Annotated in this window: 19 protein-coding genes; 17 read left to right on the forward strand and 2 right to left on the reverse strand. The window is 42.6% G+C overall.

The genetic code is table 11. The features are described 5' to 3' along the window. Positions 1-32 precede the first annotated feature (32 nt). Together K7G75_RS00795 and K7G75_RS00800 are read left to right on the forward strand one after the other, a co-directional pair. Positions 33-908: a winged helix-turn-helix domain-containing protein gene (locus tag K7G75_RS00795; RefSeq protein WP_262420213.1), complete on the forward strand. Its 876-nt coding sequence runs from the start codon at positions 33-35 to the stop codon at positions 906-908. Positions 909-1000: 92 nt separating this feature from the next. After that, positions 1001-1723, forward strand: coding sequence for a helix-turn-helix transcriptional regulator (locus tag K7G75_RS00800; protein ID WP_222981789.1), 723 nt, complete (start codon positions 1001-1003; stop codon positions 1721-1723). Positions 1724-1872: 149 nt separating this feature from the next. Here K7G75_RS00800 and K7G75_RS00805 read toward each other — a convergent pair whose 3' ends face one another. Continuing rightward, entirely contained in the window at positions 1873-2847 is a 975-nt protein-coding gene (locus K7G75_RS00805; RefSeq protein ID WP_222981791.1) for a hypothetical protein, read from the reverse strand. A 198-nt stretch (positions 2848-3045) separates the two neighbouring features. Between K7G75_RS00805 and K7G75_RS00810 the strand changes: the two genes are divergently transcribed. The 15 genes from K7G75_RS00810 to K7G75_RS00880 all read left to right on the forward strand — a co-directional run bounded on the left by K7G75_RS00810 (position 3046) and on the right by K7G75_RS00880 (position 18295). Next, positions 3046-3504: a GyrI-like domain-containing protein gene (locus tag K7G75_RS00810; protein WP_222981793.1), complete on the forward strand. Its 459-nt coding sequence runs from the start codon at positions 3046-3048 to the stop codon at positions 3502-3504. A 118-nt stretch (positions 3505-3622) separates the two neighbouring features. Then, positions 3623-4999, forward strand: coding sequence for an MptA/MptB family glycosyltransferase (locus tag K7G75_RS00815; RefSeq protein ID WP_222981795.1), 1377 nt, complete (start codon positions 3623-3625; stop codon positions 4997-4999). Between the two features lie 204 nt (positions 5000-5203). Further along, positions 5204-5818 (forward strand): GNAT family N-acetyltransferase, encoded by a 615-nt coding sequence (locus K7G75_RS00820; protein ID WP_222981797.1) that lies wholly within the window; start codon positions 5204-5206, stop codon positions 5816-5818. Then, positions 5815-7005, forward strand: a complete 1191-nt coding sequence (argG, locus tag K7G75_RS00825) for an argininosuccinate synthase (RefSeq protein WP_222981799.1) — start codon at positions 5815-5817, stop codon at positions 7003-7005. Before K7G75_RS00820 ends, argG begins: the two co-directional genes overlap by 4 nt. After that, positions 6998-7972, forward strand: a complete 975-nt coding sequence (gene argC / locus K7G75_RS00830) for an N-acetyl-gamma-glutamyl-phosphate reductase (RefSeq protein ID WP_222981801.1) — start codon at positions 6998-7000, stop codon at positions 7970-7972. Before argG ends, argC begins: the two co-directional genes overlap by 8 nt. A gap of 2 nt (positions 7973-7974) precedes the next feature. After that, positions 7975-8370, forward strand: coding sequence for a VOC family protein (locus K7G75_RS00835; RefSeq protein WP_222981803.1), 396 nt, complete (start codon positions 7975-7977; stop codon positions 8368-8370). 21 nt (positions 8371-8391) lie between these two features. Then, entirely contained in the window at positions 8392-9186 is a 795-nt protein-coding gene (proC, locus tag K7G75_RS00840) for a pyrroline-5-carboxylate reductase (protein ID WP_222981805.1), read from the forward strand. 78 nt (positions 9187-9264) lie between these two features. Then, positions 9265-10392, forward strand: coding sequence for an aspartate aminotransferase family protein (locus tag K7G75_RS00845; protein WP_222981807.1), 1128 nt, complete (start codon positions 9265-9267; stop codon positions 10390-10392). Then, positions 10389-11327, forward strand: a complete 939-nt coding sequence (locus K7G75_RS00850) for a Rossmann-fold NAD(P)-binding domain-containing protein (protein ID WP_222981809.1) — start codon at positions 10389-10391, stop codon at positions 11325-11327. The genes K7G75_RS00845 and K7G75_RS00850 overlap by 4 nt, the downstream gene beginning before the upstream one ends. Then, positions 11324-12103: an acetylglutamate kinase gene (argB, locus tag K7G75_RS00855; protein WP_222981811.1), complete on the forward strand. Its 780-nt coding sequence runs from the start codon at positions 11324-11326 to the stop codon at positions 12101-12103. The genes K7G75_RS00850 and argB overlap by 4 nt, the downstream gene beginning before the upstream one ends. Continuing rightward, complete coding sequence (locus K7G75_RS00860) at positions 12100-13170, forward strand: M20 family metallo-hydrolase (protein WP_222981813.1); 1071 nt, start codon at positions 12100-12102, stop codon at positions 13168-13170. The genes argB and K7G75_RS00860 overlap by 4 nt, the downstream gene beginning before the upstream one ends. A 53-nt stretch (positions 13171-13223) precedes the next feature. Further along, on the forward strand, positions 13224-14510 hold the full coding sequence (gene argH, locus K7G75_RS00865) for an argininosuccinate lyase (protein WP_222981815.1): 1287 nt from the start codon (positions 13224-13226) through the stop codon (positions 14508-14510). A gap of 184 nt (positions 14511-14694) precedes the next feature. Continuing rightward, positions 14695-15324, forward strand: a complete 630-nt coding sequence (locus tag K7G75_RS00870) for a hypothetical protein (protein ID WP_222981817.1) — start codon at positions 14695-14697, stop codon at positions 15322-15324. A 361-nt stretch (positions 15325-15685) separates the two neighbouring features. Then, positions 15686-17251: a tetratricopeptide repeat protein gene (locus K7G75_RS00875; RefSeq protein ID WP_222981819.1), complete on the forward strand. Its 1566-nt coding sequence runs from the start codon at positions 15686-15688 to the stop codon at positions 17249-17251. 186 nt (positions 17252-17437) lie between these two features. Beyond that, positions 17438-18295 carry a hypothetical protein gene (locus K7G75_RS00880; RefSeq protein ID WP_222981821.1) on the forward strand — a complete coding sequence of 286 codons (858 nt, stop codon included), beginning with the start codon at positions 17438-17440 and terminating at the stop codon, positions 18293-18295. Positions 18296-18309: 14 nt separating this feature from the next. On the opposite strand, the gene K7G75_RS00885 is transcribed toward K7G75_RS00880, so the two are convergent. Beyond that, entirely contained in the window at positions 18310-19152 is an 843-nt protein-coding gene (locus tag K7G75_RS00885; protein WP_222981824.1) for a pseudouridine synthase, read from the reverse strand. Positions 19153-19191 lie beyond the last annotated feature (39 nt).

Here is a 19191-nt window from a genome sequence, read left to right on the forward strand (position 1 = left end):
TCGACAATTTCCCACTTTATACCCAACAGAGGATGTCAGACAAAACATATCAATACAAAATAGGACATTGGACATTAAATCCTTGGACTTCAGAATTGATACATGGAAATAATAAAACCCACTTGCAAAATCAAGTGGCAAAAGTCCTTGTTATCCTGATTGAAGCCAATGGGAAAGTAATTTCCAAAAAAGATTTATTAGAAAAAGCTTGGGAAGGTGCTATTGTGACTGAAAATTCATTGGACAAGAGCATATCCGAATTAAGAAAAATATTAGGGGATTCAAGAGCCAATCCACAATACATAGAAACCATTCCAAAAAAGGGATATCGACTTATAGCTCCCCTAAAAAAAGTTGAACTTGAGGAAAGTATCCTTCCAATGATAAAAAAACGAAGTGTCTTTAAATGGATTCTTTTGTTTTTATTGTTGACAATATCGGCCCTGGCATTCTTTTTCAATCAAAATATCCGCTCAAAGAAAATATTGGCTCCCAACGGAAAAACAATCGCTTCCGTAAAGAGTGACGGTAGCCACTACGGCCTGTACACCGAAAACATCATAAATGGTAAAGTGCACAAATTGGATTCATTTCCAAAACCGGAGTCATTAGTGGTAAATTGGTCTTCAGACAGCAATCATATTATCTATAATACCACGCTGTCCAAAGATGATTTTTACGCCATTAATGTTCTTGACCTGTCAACGAACAATATTAGCTATATCAAATTTTCAAAAAACGAAAGCAAATCCATACCATACCCAAATGACTTGGATTCGCCACCCAAGTTTTTAGAGCACAAAAAACTATCCAAAAGTGATAATACGGTACATTATATAGCTTATACCAATAAGGACACCATTAAAGTGCTTTTTAATGACAACGTAATAAGTGATTTTAAATGGTAAATTGATTTTATCCAAGTGATCGTTGTTAAAGAACTCGTTTCAGAATCCCTACTTTTATACGGTCTTTAATTAAAGAAACATTCCAAGTTTACATGGAAGAAAAACCACGACTCTCCCGGCTTACGGCCATATTAACCCAATTGCAATCCTCCAGGATTGTTACCGCCAAAACGCTGGCCGAAAAGCACAACGTCAGCATTCGGACCATATATCGGGACATCCGTACACTAGAAAAGTCGGGAGTTCCCGTGGTCACCGAAGAAGGAAAGGGCTATTCCATGATGGAAGGCTATCAACTGCCCCCGGTCATGTTCACCGAAGATGAGGCCAATGCCCTGATCACCGCGGAACAGTTGGTGCTCAAGAACAAGGATGCTTCCTTTGTGCAATATTACGCCGATGCCATCCTAAAAATAAAAGCGCTGTTGAAGGGTTCACAAAAGGACAAGGCCAACTTGCTTAAAGACCGTATCTATTTTACCGATAATTATCTCCACCAAAGAACCAGCAATTATCTCATGCGCATCCAATCGGCATTGACCAATTTTCAGGTGCTGAATATCGAGTATAGGTCCCTGGAAAACAAGCTCACCAATAGAAACATAGAGCCTTTTGCCCTATACAGTACCGAAGAAAAGTGGTTGCTCATTGCCTATTGCCGCCTCAGAAAAGCGTTTCGGGTGTTCCGGATAGACCTTATCCAAAAAATCACGAATACCTACGAGGCTTTTGAATCCCATAATATGACCCTGGAGGAGTACTATAAGAATTATGAAAGGTATAATGGGAGTTATTCCAATTCAGAAAACCAATAAGAATCCGTTGCACTTATCGGTTCGGCTATGATTTCGTTGCATGAAAAATCCATCGGATTTTTCGGTACGGAATCCAGCCGATTCGATTGTTTATAGGTTGAATTTAGTTAAAATGGAGCAATGGATTATAGCCAATGTTACCTGTAGTTTTATTTATTATAAATTAACCTCCACCTTTGGTTTATTTCGTCGCGCAATTCAAGCACCAGTTTTTTCTTAGATATTGAATCAACTTTCCAAACTGTATTAAATCGAATTGGTGAAGAATTGCTTGTGATAAACTTACCAGTATTGCTAGCTCTCCACCCAGCTTTAAATTTGAGGCCATAAACCTCATATTCTAAAGAATCCCTGGTAATATTAATCCATGACATTTTGTTTATTGGGGCAGCAGGAGTTGATGAGCCAATAGGTTCTAATTTCGAAAACGTCCACAGACCAAGGATTTCTTTTGAAACTTCATTAGGCTTCTCTAACTCAAAGGTGAATCGATTAATACTTGATTCAAAATATGAAGCAAATACTTTTTCATCAACAATTGAATCTATAAGAATTGGAATTGGATCAAAATGGGTAATGATCATCAAGGGATAGCCATTTAATTTTGCAGACCCCCATTTTCTAACAGCGAAATTACCAGATTTTTGGTTGAGTTCTATAAGAGCAGAATCGTTAACGAAGTCCCAGATAATCGATTCTGAATTTACACTATTAAAGCGATAAACTTTGTTCATGGGATTCCATACTTGTTGTCCAGAACTGTAAGGTAATTTCTTGCAAATTATTGAGGTTTTTTTAGTAGAATCTCTGGATTTAAGAATTAGACTATCACCGTTTACAGAATCCAAGTCCAAAATATACCTATCACCCAGCTTACAGATTTTATCATCTCTTATGAGGTTATAGGTATAGTGTTGATTGGCAATACCGTAATCTTGATTACCTAAAATGTATTCGTTTATACTATCATTTTTGAAATCAAATATGGCTGCTGAAATAGGTTCAAATTCGAAATTACCTGACTCATCCAGACCATAGCAATAAATCCATGAGCCTTCAATTTGTTTTTTGCTTGTGCAGGCGACAAAGCAAATCATCATAATTAGTGCAGGAAAGTATTTCATTAAATTACAGGTAACGTTTAAGATATAGCTCCGTTTCAATGGGCCATATCGCCCGATACGTGAAGTTACCGATTTTCAACTTAAAAATCCAGATGCACTTGATGAACACAAGAGATGAATTGATCCGTTTCAACCACCCCTGACATACCCTTGTCATAAACCGAGAATACTTTTGGGCAAATCTTAAAAGTTAACATCATGACAAACACCAAAAAAGGAGAATTGACCATTGTTGGCATTGCCGCCCGAACTTCAAACAACGCTGGAAAAGCGGAAAGGGACATCCCAAAATTGTGGGATAAATTCATGGCTGAGAATACCCTCAACCGTATCCCAAACAAAGTGGACCATACCATTTATGCCATTTACACGGATTACGAAGGGGACCATACCCAACCCTATACTATCGTTATTGGTTGCAATGTGTCCAGTTTGGACAATATCCCCGAGGATATGACCGTAAAAATCGTACCCGAGTCCAACTACACCCAGTTCATCGCCAAAGGCGACTTGACCAAGGATGCCGTCATCAACACCTGGATGGAGATTTGGAATACCGATTTAAACCGCACCTTTACCACGGACATGGAGATTTATGGAGAAAAAGCCATGAACCCCACTAGCGGTGAAGCCGAGATTTTGGTGGCAACCGCATAGGAATAACTGCTATCCTGCCAACTGGGTTTTGCACAGGCCATTGCCATTAGATGGCAGGATAGCACTCCCAATTCAATATTATTTATATTTATTGCCGACCAAAGAAGTGTCGTTGGCAATGCCCCATAAAATCATAACGTTCGGGAAACTCCATAAATACCCTTTGCTTTTTGCATTGGGCAGTGTCCTCTTTTATTGGGGTTTTGGTTACGATTTAAATCGCGCCGACTTCATAAAACTCCTCATGCTCTACGCAGGAGCATTCTATTTTTATTATAAACTTATACAACTTCAACATTGGAACTTCAACTTTCTTTTGATTGTCGGGGTCTTCTTTCGATTGATTTTTTTCCTTGCGGAGCCTAACCTTTCCCAAGATTTCTATCGGTTCATCTGGGATGGGGAACTAATCAAAAACGGAATCAATCCCTATCTGTTCACGCCAAACGAAATCCTGGCACAAAACCAACCCATCTTTCCGAATGCGCAAAACCTGGTTGATGGTATGGGAGCACTGAGTGCCAAACACTACAGCAATTATCCACCCGTAAACCAAGCCATATTTGCCTTGGCTTCCCTAATAAGTGGTGGAAACCTGCTGGGTTCCATGATCGTTATGCGGGCGACGATAATCTTGGCCGATATCGGCATACTCTATTTTGGTAAAAAACTACTGGTATTCCTGGACCAACCCGCCCACAAGGTTTTTTGGTATTTCCTAAACCCATTGGTCATCATCGAACTGACTGGAAACCTCCATTTTGAAGGGGTAATGCTCTTTTTCTTCATATGGTCCCTATACTTAATATCCAAAAACAAATGGCTTTGGGCAGCTCCTGTATATGCCATTTCCATTATGATAAAGCTCATCCCCCTCTTGTTTTTGCCCATTTTCCTTAAGTTTTTTGGGATGAAAAGAAGCCTGCTCTTTTATGTTTCCGTTTGGGTTGGCTGTATTCTCCTGCTGCTTCCTTTTTATGCATCAACCTTTATTGACCATTATTCCGAAACCGTGGGGTTGTGGTTTTCCAATTTCGAGTTCAATGCCGGCATCTACAATCTTGTCAAAATCATCGCCGTTGCCTTTTTTGAGGCCAAACCCTGGGAGCTGATTGAAGTCTACGGTACCATTGTGATTGGTTTGACCGCAGCAATTGTCCTACTTATAACCTTTCTTCGAAAGAATGACTCATTGCAAAGTATAATAATCTCTATGCTGCTCGCTTTGAGCGCATACTATTTGCTTTCCAGCACCGTGCATCCCTGGTATCTGATATTTCTTTTGGGCCTGGGCATGTTCACCAAGTTTAAATTTCCCGTCCTGTGGTCGTTCTTGGTTATTTTGAGTTATCACGCCTACTCCAATCCCGATTATGCTGAAAACCTGTGGCTCCTGGCCATTGAGTATATTTTGATTTTTGGGCTGTTCATTTATGAAATCGTGGGTTACGATACCAAAAAGTTATATTTCTTCAAAAATTGGCCCGGCCATTAGGCCAATTGGAATTAATTTGTACTTTTATTCCATTATGAAAGGACAAGAGTACATAACATTCATCTTGAGCAACTTAGCTCCAGTTCGTCCATTCTCCCCCCGTCGTCGCCCGTAAGGGTGCACTTCATTCATGGAAATAGGTGAGTCCATTTCCGCAAAACACAGCCGAGTTTTTCATTTTTTTTTTCAGTTTAAACGCTTGCAATGGAAATTGTAATTGCCAACGAATCACATTTTAAGTACGCCCAGATCATCAGCGACACCATTACCGAGTCGGCCAAGGTACGTGGCACGGGAATCGCGCGCCGAACTCCGGAATACATCATAAAACGGTTACAGAACGGAAATGCTGTCATTGCATTGGATGGCGAAAAGTTTGCCGGGTTTTGTTATATCGAAGTATGGGGAGACAAAAATTTTGTGGCCAATTCAGGCCTCATAGTCCATCCTGATTACAGAAACCAGGGACTTGCCAAAAAGATAAAGAAAGCTGTTTTTGAACTGTCGAGAAAGAAATTTCCAGACGCAAAAATCTTTGGGATCACCACCGGCTTGGCCGTAATGAAGATGAACTACGAACTGGGCTACAAACCGGTCACCTTTTCCGAGTTGACCGATGATCCCGAATTCTGGAAAGGCTGCCAAACCTGTAAGAATTTCGACATTTTGACCCGTACTGAACGGAAAATGTGCCTTTGCACCGGCATGTTGTACGACCCCCATGCCAAAAAACCCGATCCCCGTAAAATCAATGGAAAGGCCTTTCAACGCTTGAAAAAAATGAAAGAAAACCTGTTTCTAAAAAAGAAAACAAAATGAAAAAACTAGTACTGGCATATAGCGGAGGGTTGGACACATCGTACTGCGCCAAATATCTTTCCCAGGAAAAGGGGTATGAAGTGCATGCGGTGAGTGTGAACACCGGTGGGTTCAGCAAGGCCGAAATTGGGGAAATTGAACAAAAGGCCCTGGCGTTGGGTGCATCCTCCTATACTTCCATAGATGCTGTGTCCAATTTCTATGAAAAAGTGGTCAAGTACCTCATCTTTGGCAATGTACTGCGGAACAACACCTATCCCCTTTCGGTAAGTGCGGAGCGCATTGTCCAAGCCATTGAAATTGTCAACCATGCCAAAAAAATAGGCGCAAAATATATTGCCCATGGCAGCACGGGCGCGGGCAACGATCAGGTTAGATTCGATATGATTTTTCAAATTCTGGCACCGGAAATTGAGATCATCACCCCCATACGGGACAACAAGCTGGCCAGAGAGGCTGAAATTGAATATCTTCAAAAAAATGGGGTGGACTATTCCTGGCAAAAGGCCAAATATTCCATCAATCGCGGATTATGGGGCACCTCCGTCGGGGGCGATGAAACGCTGACATCCCATTTGTCCCTTCCAGAAAGTTCCTATCCCAGCCCATTGGAAAAAGAAATCCCGAAGGAACTGAAATTGACCTTTGAAAAAGGGGAACTGGTGGCCTTGGATGGGGAGTCCGATAACCCAGTGGCCAATATTGAAAAACTCTCAGAAATTGCATCAAAATATGCGATTGGAAGGGACATTCATGTGGGTGATACCATTATCGGCATAAAGGGCAGGGTCGGTTTTGAAGCAGCGGCCCCTTTGATCATCATCAAGGCACACCATTTACTGGAAAAGCATACACTGAGCAAATGGCAGCAGTACCAAAAAGAGCAATTGGGCAACTTTTATGGTATGCTCCTGCACGAGGGCAATTATTTGGACGAAGTGATGCGGAATATTGAAGCCTTTTTGACCGACACCCAAAAAAATGTTTCGGGTGAGGTTTTCGTCACACTCCATCCTTACCGATTTGAACTGAACGGGATTTCATCCAAGCACGACCTAATGAACGCTTCCTTCGGAAGTTATGGTGAAATGAACAAAGGTTGGACCGCGGACGAGGCCAAGGGATTCATCAAAATTTTGGCAAACCCAGGAAAAATTGCAAACCACATAAATCAAGGGAATGATTAAAGCAGGAATTATAGGAGGCTCGGGATACACTGGGGGTGAGTTGATTCGACTACTCCTAAACCACAGTGATGTGGAAATAGATTTTGTATACAGTACGACCAAAGCAGGTGCCAAGATCTCCAACGCGCACCCCGACCTGCTAAGTGTCACCGATATGGTATTTTCTGGAGAAGTGAATGCCGATGTGGATGTGGTCTTCCTCTGCCTGGGACATGGCAACTCCTCAAAATTCCTTAAGGAAAATCTCTTCTCGGAAAATACCCTCATCATTGACCTTAGCAATGATTTCAGATTGAGTCAGAACAGCACCTTTTCCAACGAAACATTTGTGTATGGCCTACCGGAACTCAACCGAAAAAAAATCCAAAGCTCCAGATTGGTGGCCAATCCCGGTTGCTTTGCCACTGCCATTCAGTTGGCCTTATTGCCATTGGCCAAAGAAAATTTATTGGACAAGGATATCCATGTCAATGCGGTCACAGGAAGCACGGGAGCCGGGATAAAACCCAGTGAAACATTGCATTTCAGTTGGCGAAACAATAATGTATCCTGGTACAAGCCGTTTACCCACCAGCATTTGGGTGAAATTGGTGAAAGTCTGGGATCCTTTGGAAATCAAATAGGCAAATTGTTGTTTCTGCCCAATAGGGGGAATTTTACAAGGGGGATTCTGGCCACGGCCTATACCCATTTTGAGGGTTCTTTGGAAGAAGCAAGGAAAATTTACGGTGATTTCTATTCAACAGCCCTTTTTACGCATGTTTCGGATGAGCCCATACATCTAAAACAGGTGGTGAACACCAACAATTGCCACATACACCTGCACAAGCATGAAGATGTACTATTGATCACCTCGGCAATAGATAATTTATTGAAAGGTGCCTCGGGGCAGGCCGTCCAGAACATGAATTTAATGTTTGGTTTTGATGAAGGTGAGGGTTTGAAATTAAAAGCTGGGGTATTTTAAGCATGAAGCAGAAAATAATACATATCGCCCTAGTGGTCAAGGACTATGACGAAGCCATTGATTTTTATACCAAAAAGCTGAATTTCCATTTGTTGGAAGACACAAAATTGGATGAAAACAAGAGGTGGGTTATCGTAGCTCCCCCAGGTAGCACAGAATGTTCTCTTTTATTGGCCAGGGCATCAAATGAGGAACAGCTTAAAAGTGTGGGCAACCAAACTGGTGGCAGAGTGTTTCTTTTCCTAAATACCGATAATTTTTGGAGGGACTACAACGCTATGTTGGAGCAAAAAATAAAATTCGTTCGGGAACCTAAAGAAGAAGACTATGGCACTGTGGCCGTATTTGAAGACCTATATGGCAATTTATGGGACTTGATCCAAACCAAAAGACGATAATTCAATACTAAAGAACAAAAAATGAAAATAGCAATCATAGGAGCGGGAAACTTGGGACTGGCCATAGCAAAGGGCATTTTGCACAGTAATGGGGCCACCACCATGTACCTCACAAAAAGAAACACATCGGAAATCCAAGAGTTTGAAAAGTATGGCAATGTGACTGTCACTTCGGATAACAGGCTAGCCGTTCAAAACTCTGATATCCTCATTTTTGCCGTGCAGCCGGGCCACTTTGGTTCCATTTTGGAAGAAACCAAGGACCTCCTGGAAGAAAACCATGTGGTGATAAGCACCATAACCGGTTTCAGCATTTCAAAAATGGAAGAAATTATAGGCTCGGACAAGTTCATCATCCGTAGTATGCCCAATACGGCCATTTCGGTAGGTAAATCCATGACCTGTATTTGTAGCAATCAACCAGGGAAAAAGCGCATTGAGCTAGCCAAGGCCATTTTCAACCGTATGGGGCATACCTTGGAAATTCCCGAGGAACAGATGCAGGCGGCCACCGTGATCTGCGCCAGTGGTATCGCCTTTTGGATGCGATTGATACGGGCCACCACCCAAGGTGCCATTCAATTGGGTTTCGATGCCAAAGAAGCCCAGGAACTGGCCATGCACACCTGTAATGGGGCCGCAAGTCTGTTGATAGAATCGGGGAACCATCCTGAAGAAGAAATAGATCGGGTAACCACGCCCAGGGGATGCACTATTGAAGGATTGAACGAAATGGAACACCAAGGATTGAGCTCTTCCCTGATCAGGGGCATTGTCACTTCCTATGAAAAAATAAGCGCCATTAGAAAAGGATGAAATTATCATATTGAACGCATGTGACATATCTCAATTGATCAGCGTACATCACAGTTCGAAATGACGAAAATCTAAGCAATGAAACTATTTGACGTATATCCACTTTACGATGTAACTCCAGTCACCTCAAAAGGTGTGGAAGTTTGGGATGATAAAGGCCAAAAATATCTCGACTTCTACGGGGGGCATGCTGTGATCTCCATTGGTCATTCCCATCCGCATTACGTGAAGCGAGTCAAGGATCAACTGGATAAGATGGCCTTTTACAGCAATTCCATCCAAAATCCACTTCAACAAGAGCTAGCGGAAAAACTTGGGCAAATATCTGGATGTGGTGATTACGCCCTTTTCATGTGCAACTCCGGGGCCGAAGCCAATGAAAATGCCCTCAAAATGGCTTCTTTTCATACTGATGCGTCAAAAGTGATAGCATTTAACAACAGTTTTCATGGCAGAACCTCGGCCGCCGTTGCCGCTACGGACAATCCGAGTATCCAGGCACCCATCAACAGACAACAGAAAGTTACCTTTCTTTCGTTAAACGATTTTGAAGCGTTTGAAAAAACCATTACATCGGGTGGCTACTGCGCCGTAATCATCGAAGCTATCCAAGGCGTTGGAGGATTGGATGAACCAACAACGGAATTCTATCAATTCATTGCCAAAAAATGCAAAGAAAATAACGTAGTCCTCATCGCCGATGAAGTTCAGTCGGGCTATGGAAGGACCGGAAAATTCTTTGCATTTCAACATCATGGCATCCAACCCGATATCATTTCCATCGCAAAGGGAATGGGAAATGGTTTCCCTGTGGGTGGTGTCCTTATCCATGAAGCGTTTAAGCCTTCCTATGGCCTTTTGGGCACCACTTTTGGTGGCAATCATTTGGCCTGTGCAGCCAGTCTTGCCGTGCTGGAAGTGTTGGAAATGGAAGATCTTATGGAAAATGCAGTGAACATGGGCGACTATTTTCGAACCAAAGCCATTGACATCCCATCAATCAAAAAAATAAAGGGAAAGGGCTTGATGCTGGGCCTGGAGTTTGATTTTGAGGTGGCCGACCTAAGAAAGCAGCTAATCTATGACCATTATATGTTCACAGGCAGCGCAAAGAACAAAAAGTTACTTCGTTTTTTGCCGGCCCTGAACATTACCAAAGAGCATATTGACCTTTTCTTTGAAGCCTTGACAAAAGCATTGAAATGAAGCATTATCTATCCATAAAAGACATTGATTTCCTGCCCGAATGGGTTGAAGGAGCTCTTGCCCTAAAGAAAAATCCATACCATTTCCAGGATTTGGGCAAAAACAAAACCCTTTGTCTTCTGTTTTTCAACAACAGTCTGCGAACACGGTTGAGTACGCAAAAGGCCGCCATGAACCTTGGAATGGAAGTCATGGTGATGAACTTTGGGAGCGAGGGTTGGTCCCTGGAATTCGGCGATGGAACGGTAATGAACCAAGGTACTTCGGAGCACATAAAGGAAGCTGCACAGGTAGTGTCCCAATATTGTGACATTGTTGCCGTTCGTGCCTTTGCAAAATTGGAAGATAGGAACGAGGACGAAGCCGAGAAAATTCTTAAAGGGTTTGCCCAATATGCCGCTATTCCGGTGGTGAACATGGAAAGTGCCGCCGAACACCCTCTTCAGGCCCTGGCCGATGCCATTACCCTGGCCGAGCACAGCACCCAACGGAAACCAAAGGTGGTTTTGTCCTGGGCGCCCCATCCCAAAGCCCTGCCCCATGCCGTTGCCAATTCCTTTGTGGAGATGATGAAGCTGCAGGATGCAGAATTTACCATCACCCACCCCAGGGGATATGAACTCAATCCAAGAATCACACACGGGTGTCGAATAGTGTATGACCAAAATGAAGCCTTGAAAGATGCCGATTTTGTTTATGTCAAGAATTGGAGCAGCTATTCAAATTACGGAAAAGTGTTGCTGGAAGATTCAACCTGGATGATGACACAAGCGAAATTGGGTCAGGCCAAATTCATGCATTGCCTGCCCGTGCGAAGAAATGTCGTGGTGGAAGATGCCGTTTTGGACAGCGCACAATCCTTAGTGCTGGAGCAGGCCAACAACCGGACTTTCGCGGCCCAAATCGTGCTAAAAAAACTGTTGGAATCGTTATGAAGCAAAAATTGTCCATAGTAAAGATTGGAGGTAACCTAATAGAGGATACTGCTCGTTTATCCCATATGCTGTCCTTGTTCTCCAAAATGGGGGGAAACAAAATATTGGTCCATGGAGGTGGAAAAAAGGCTACAGAAATCGGAAATAAACTGGGGGTGGAAGCCAAAGTTGTGAATGGCCGACGCATAACCGATGCCAAAAGTCTTGATGTTGCGATCATGGTCTATGGAGGATTGGTCAACAAAAATATAGTGGCCCAATTACAGGCTTTCGGGACCAACGCATTGGGTATGAGCGGGGCTGATGGCAATGCCATCCAAGCCTACAAAAGACCTGTCAAGGAAGTGGATTTTGGTTTGGTGGGCGACGTGAAAAACGTAAATACCTATGGTATTTTTCAACTGTTGCAGGCCGGATTCACACCCACTTTCTGTGCCCTTACCCATGATGGAAAAGGGCAGCTGTTCAACACCAACGCGGATACCATCGCTGCGGAACTTGCCATTGGACTATCCAACCAGTTCGAAACTACACTGTACTATTGTTTTGAAAAAAAGGGGGTGCTGAGCAATGTGGATGACGAAAATTCGGTTATCCCCACCATTGATTCCAAAAAATACGATTCCCTTTTGGCCGAAGGCATCATTGCCGATGGCATGCTTCCCAAAATGCACAATTGTTTTTACGCGCTCAGGAACCGTGTGGCCAAAGTCTGTATTGGGGACGATGCAATGCTCAGGGAAGGCAATTCAAATTTTACGACCTTAACACTATGAAAATCAATCAAGAAATATTGAAGGATAAGGCTATCTCCCTCTTGAAAACCCTCATAAGCATCCCCTCTTTTTCCGGGGAAGAGGATGGAACCGGTGATGCCATCCAAGCCTTCTTGAACGATTTTGGCATCAAAACCGAGCGACAGTTCAACAACGTTTATGCCTTCAACAAGTATTTCGACCCAAACAAGCCCACCTTATTGCTAAACTCACACCATGATACGGTTAAGCCCAATAGCGCCTATAGCAAGGACCCTTTCCATCCGCATATCGAGTCAGGAAAATTGTTTGGATTGGGCAGTAATGATGCTGGTGGCTGTTTGGTCTCTTTATTGGCTACGTTTGTGCATTTTTATGGGCAAGAGGGATTGAACCATAATATCATAATGGCGGCTACCGGGGAGGAAGAGGATGCTGGTGAAAAAAGCATCCGCGCCCTGCTTCCCATTTTGCCAAAGATAGATGTGGCCATTGTGGGAGAGCCAACCCTTATGGATCTGGCCATTGCCGAAAAAGGTCTTGTGGTTTTTGATGCTGTGGTGGAGGGCACCCCATCCCATGCGGCGCATCCCAACGACAACAATGCTATATATAATGCGATTGAAGTATTGCAATGGTTCAAGGAATACCGGTTTGAAAAAGTCTCCGATGCCCTCGGAGAGGTAAAAATGACCGTGACCCAAATAAAGGCGGGAAACCAGCACAATGTGGTTCCTGCCCAAGTGGACTTGGTGGTGGACGTGCGGGTAAACGATTGCTACACCAATCAGGAAATTGCTGAAAGGCTTCAAAAAGTAGCACCCTGTAAAATGACCCCCCGTTCGTTGCGTCTGAATTCATCCAGCATAGACCCAAACCACGATTTGGTCAAAAGTGGCGTAGCCCTCGGAAGAAAAACCTATGGTTCCCCAACCCTATCTGACCAAGCCGCATTGACCTGCCAATCGGTGAAATTGGGCCCTGGGGACAGTACCCGCTCGCATTCTGCGGACGAATTTATTTATATTGACGAGATCGAGGAGGGAATCGATTTGTACATCAAAATCCTAAAGGGATTTTTACAATAAACTATAACCAATAAACAATTGGCAATTGTTTATTGTTAACTGATAATTGAATTATGAAACTCTGGGACAAAGGATTCAGCACCGATAAAAAGATTGACCATTTTACTGTAGGTAATGACCGGGAATTGGATTTGGTATTGGCCAAATATGATGTTATTGCCTCAAAAGCCCATGCCAAAATGCTCGGGAAAGTGGGGTTGATTTCAGAAAAGGAAGCCCAAGATTTGGTCAAAGCCTTGGACGGCATCTCCAAGGATATTGAAAAAGGAAAGTTCACTATTGAGGATGATTTTGAGGACATGCACTCCAAAATTGAATTCCTACTGACCGAAACCTTGGGAGATACTGGCAAAAAAATCCATACCGCAAGATCCCGGAATGATCAGGTGCTGGTCGCCATTCAGCTCTATTTAAAAGATGAACTAAAGGAAATCAAAGATCAGGTAAAGGTATTGTTTGACCTGCTGCTGAAATTGGCCGAAAAACATAAAAGCATCTTACTTCCGGGTTATACACATCTTCAGATTGCCATGCCCTCTTCTTTCGGGCTGTGGTTTTCGGCCTATGCGGAAAGTCTGGTGGACGATATCTATTTTGTGCAGGCTGCTTATAAAATTGCGGACCAAAATCCCTTGGGCAGTGCGGCAGGGTACGGCAGTTCATTTCCTATTGACCGTAGCTTCACTACCGCCGAAATGGGCTTTGAAACCTTAAAGTTTAACGTAGTGGCGGCCCAAATGGGCCGGGGCAAAGTGGAAAAGGCAACGGCATTTGGACTTTCGGGCATAGCTGGGACTCTCTCCAAACTAGCCATGGACATTTGCCTTTACATGAGTCAAAATTTTGATTTCATCTCCTTCCCCAATGAGCTCACTACGGGTAGCAGCATTATGCCACACAAAAAGAATCCCGATGTTTTTGAGCTGATCAGGGCCAAATGCAATAAAATTCAGTCCGTTCCGAACCAACTCACCTTAATTACCAACAACCTCCCTAGCGGTTACCACAGGGATTTACAGTTGGTCAAGGAAGTCATTGTACCCGTCATTCAGGATATGAAAGCTTGTTTGGAGCTAATGGCTTTTAGTTTAAAAGAAATCAAAGTGAACACAACCATCTTGGATGACCCCAAATACGATTATCTTTTTAGTGTGGACACCCTTAATGAAATGGTGAAGCATGGGATGCCCTTTAGAGATGCCTATAAGACCATGGGCAAGGCCATTGAAAATGGAAACTTCAAACCCAAAAAGGACATTGACCACACCCACGAGGGTAGTTTAGGAAACTTATGTTTGGAGGAGATTGGGGCCAAAATGGAGCGGCAATATGGTTCATAGTGCGGCTTCTTTTCCAGATTATGTTGAAATTATCAACCCATATCGGCACTACGTCAATTTAACCACTGTTAAAAATTAGATTTTCACATATTACACCTAATTATTTATCAAAACGATTGAACGAACCTTTGTGTTAATGTCGTTCTATCTTCAAATAATGAATCATTTGTCCTATAGATTCTTAATGCCGATTAGATTGCCACAAAACAAAGCGGATGATTGGATCTATGCTTTCAATAAGGAGTTCTCTTTTTGGTTGGACAATTTTCATATGCTTGGTCGATTTCAATACCTTAAGTTAAATGAGGTTAGGGAGAAATTCAAAAATGACACCTGGTTTACACATAAAAATCGTTGTCCTTATTTGTACGAGATAGTTGGATATATAAATTGGGAATGGTGGACAAACAATGACAATGAATTTGAGGATAAGAAATCGATGCTATTGGAATGGTTGGCCTTTAGCAATGGTTTTATCATTCGATTGGATATTCAGCAATTTTTCGATCCAATCACAATATTGAAATATCCGTTGGAAGATGTCCAATTTCGATATGGTTTTGAGCAAGGTCAAGTGTTTTTGAAAAATGTTAGCACAGACTATTTGGATGATTTAAAAAGTAAAGTGCTCAATGTTCTGGCCAAAAAAGGTATAGACATTTGCTTTTCGGAAAAGTACTCGACCGGCAGAAACGAATTATATATTTTCGAAAGCATTCCTGAAGGAGCTTTGGATTATGAAACCATAGAGTTTTGGGGTTTTGATATTAGGGCCGCCAATTGTGACTCTTGGAAGACCTTCATAAACAAATAAGGGCAATGCTCTTAATAAAAAAAGATGTAAGCTTAATACCAGTTTTATTGCATCCATCAAGGTAGATTAAAAACAGGGGGGCAATATATCATCGATCCCTTGTCATGAGAACATAAAATTGGTAATTATGAACCCAAAAAAGGACATTGCCCACACCCACGAGGGTAGTTTGGGGAACTTGTGTTTGGAGGAGATTGAGGCAAAAATGGCTAAAGCTGTTGCCCAATAATACCCATTTATTGTTAATGGTTGAGCGGCCAATTGTCAACCCAAAAACCTTATTCATCAAATAAGCTTCTCCTAAATAGGGAATTTATAAGACTTTCGGTTCGGCTTAATAACTTTTGGGCCAACCATTGCCATGCACAAAAATCGAATCCAAAAAATAAAAGAAAAACTACAAAAGTTCAGATTTGTTTATGGAACGCTAAAATACAATAGCACCGAAGCATACAAATATGACTGGGACCCGCACCCGATTTCCATTTCAGAAATTGAGCTTACTGAAAACTATTACCACATCCATTTACCCATTGAGTACAAGATTTTCTTGAGTGAAATAGGTAATGGGGGCTTGGGGCCATCTTCCTATCCCCTGCTCCATCTGAATAAAAGCATCCAAACATCGGGGGTTAACCGGATTGGTAAAAAATTCCCTTTACACAGGTTATGGCTAAGATGTGGCACCAAAGAACATTATTACAGGGACTGGGAACCCGAGGATTTTTTGGATGAAGATCTGCCCACTTATGAAGACTTTCTTGCCCAGTGCAGAAATGATCTGATCTCCGCTGAAATGTTGGAAGAAGACGATCCAATGGACAATTACATCTACGACCTTCCGCTTGGAAGTAAGGAAACGGACGGGACCCTGTTTCTTGGCACATCTGGCTGTGGACTGGATTTTCATCTTATTTTGAATGGTGAACACACAGGGGAGGTTTGGCATTGCAGAAATGGTGGCATGGGGCCTGTATCCACTGATTTTCTCTCTTTCATTGAAAACTGGTTGGATTTGCGTTTGGAAAAGGTTTCCAGCAAAACCGTGTATTATTATATCAACAGAAATAATTTCACAGAGGCCAGGTTTGCCTTGGAAAATTTAAAAAATACCGCTGACGTTAGCTATACCAATGATACCCTGATCCTGTTGGAGGGACTTATCGCGGCCAAGGAAAAAAATCAAAGTTCAGTGGTTTTGCAAATGGAAGGACTCCTAAAGAAGACCCTTCCTATTTCAAGGGTGAACCATCTAATGAAAGATTGCGTTGCACGTTTTTACGACACCCTTTATTCCACATTGGAGGCGTACACATATCAAGAGTTTCTGAAGCAAAAAAAGAGTTTATTGGCCAACGGGGTTTTCAATTGGGAGTTTGATCATGCCCTAGCACGAGCCAAAAAAATACAACCGCTTATCCCTCAAAATAATGTTGTCACTTCAGAAATTGCATTGTTTTACTATAACATGGGAGATTTTGAAAAATTCCGGGAATGGGACAAAAAAATCAAAAAAGACAACCTATTCTCCTATAACCTTAAAGGTTGCTATGCGCTTGATGTCACAAAAGATTTTGAAAATGCCGTTGGACTCTTCAAAAAGGCGCTATCCATAAAAGAAAACTGGCTTCCGGCCCGCAGCAATCTAGGATTGGCCTATGCCCACTCGGGAAGATTTGAAGAGGCTGAACAACTGTTCTTCCAACTGATCGAAGACAGTCCTGATTATTCTTGGTCCTATGTTGGATTGGCGACGAATTATCTATTGCAAGGAAAACTATCCGAGGCCATGGAACAGTTGAAAATTGCAGTTTTGGACAAGGATCATGACGCTTGGAGAATCGTAGGGGCCCCAATATGGGCCAAATGCTATCATCTAACAGAATACCAAAACTTGTTTAGGGAAGTTTTTCAAAAGCTACAATAATCATAGTGCACATCGCCTTGATTGGACCTTCCAGGATAAGTTAAAAACCCGGTACTACTTTCTGGATGAACTCATTGCTTTTTCCAATATTTGCTTCGGATCCGTCAATTCATAGGCTAAATCCATCAATTTGGATACCGCAGACAAGCAAAAGATTCAGAAGTTTATTTCATATAAACGTTTCATATGTGCCGAATTTTTGGATTGAAAAGCTACGTGGTCCGTGTGTCCCTTCTATGTTTTTGCAACCTCTGCTTTTCACAGCAGCAGACTTTCGAAAATCGTTTGCACTTGGATCCCATTGAAAAGTACGGGAGTCTGTTAGGAAACGAAAACCAGGGCTGGCCCTTTGAAATGAAATCCAAGTCGTGCCTCTCCGGTGGGCTTTGGGAACATATCCTCCCAAAATCCGTGGTCGATGGAGACCAAATGGTCATCACCCGGAAAGAACTGGAATACCTTCTTGAAATGGATGGCAATAAGATTCTGTCAGAAAGTCCTTCCATATCAAATCCGCCACATTGGGAAAATCGTTTTGGAAAGCAAATCCAGACCATAACATTCGATAAGCCCTTGCATGCACTGACCATAAGAAAGAACCGTTTGGAGCGCATTACTTTGAAATCACTTCAGGGAATGCGCTACGCAACGTATTATCCGTATGGAGAATTGGATATTATTGACCATATAAGTGTGCCGATTGTCTATAAGCAGGAAAATATATTGGAATCGAACACCTTAATTTTACTGGTAACTTCCCATTTTCTTGACCAAATTGATTTAGAAAAAGTGAAAATAAACAGCAACAAAATGGTTCATGGCAACGAAGAATATTCAGAAACGATGCTGACCTTGGGAGTGGACTTCAACAACGATGGACAGCATGAGGTTTTAATGTACCAGAACCGGATTGAGGATGCCTTTGCAATGGAGGAAGATGGAGTAAGCCATCAACCAAACAGCATTATAGGCCTCTATTTTGAAAATTGCTGGTACCGTACTTCCTTTTGGCAAGAAGGACAAGATGGCCTGGAAGGTTTTTAGTCAAAAGAACCTAATCACTTTATCATTTTCAAATTGATGACCTCCTGTTCAGTCAAATGGCGCCAATGTCCGCGTGGTAAATCCTTTTTCGTAAGTCCTGCAAAGATGACACGGTCCAGTTTGACGACTTCGTAACCCAAATGTTCAAAAATTCGGCGGACAATGCGGTTGCGTCCGCTATGGATTTGGATTCCTATTTCCCGTTTTGGCGCTCCTTGGATATAGCTGATACTGTCCACCTCAATGGGACCATCCTCCAACTCAATACCTTCCGCTATTGCTTGCAAATCGCTCATGTTAAGGCTTTTATCCAGATGCACATGGTACAATTTGCGTACCCCATGGGTGGGGTGGGTCAATTTTTTGGTCAAATCGCCATCATTGGTAAAGAGCAAAAGCCCGGTAGTGTTCCGGTCCAAACGGCCCACGGGCAACAGGCGCGCCTTTGAGGCACTGGACACGAGTTCCATGACCGTGCGCCTGCCCTTTTCGTCGCTGGTGGTGGTGATAAAATTTTTGGGTTTGTTCAATAGAATGTATTCCTTTTTCTCTGGATTGAGCTTGCGCCCGTCAAAACGGACATCGTCGGAACGTTTTACCTTGTGTCCCATTTCGGTAATCACCTTGCCGTTGACGGTCACGTTGCCAGCGGCTATATAGGTGTCCGCTTCCCTTCGGGAACAGATACCCGCATTGGAGATATATCGATTCAATCGAATCTCATCTGGATTGCTTTTTTTGGGAGCTGCTTTTGGTTTTATACTTGAAGTAACCTGTCTTTTGTAGGGCTTTTGGAAATTGCCCTTTTTTGAACCATGGCCAGGTCTTTTGCCGCGATTACTGTCTGATTTCGCCATCAGTCTTTAATTTTTTGCAAATGTAATTAAACGCTTGGA

The sequence above is a fragment of the Flagellimonas meishanensis genome, from assembly GCF_019880545.1.
Taxonomy (GTDB): domain Bacteria; phylum Bacteroidota; class Bacteroidia; order Flavobacteriales; family Flavobacteriaceae; genus Flagellimonas; species Flagellimonas meishanensis.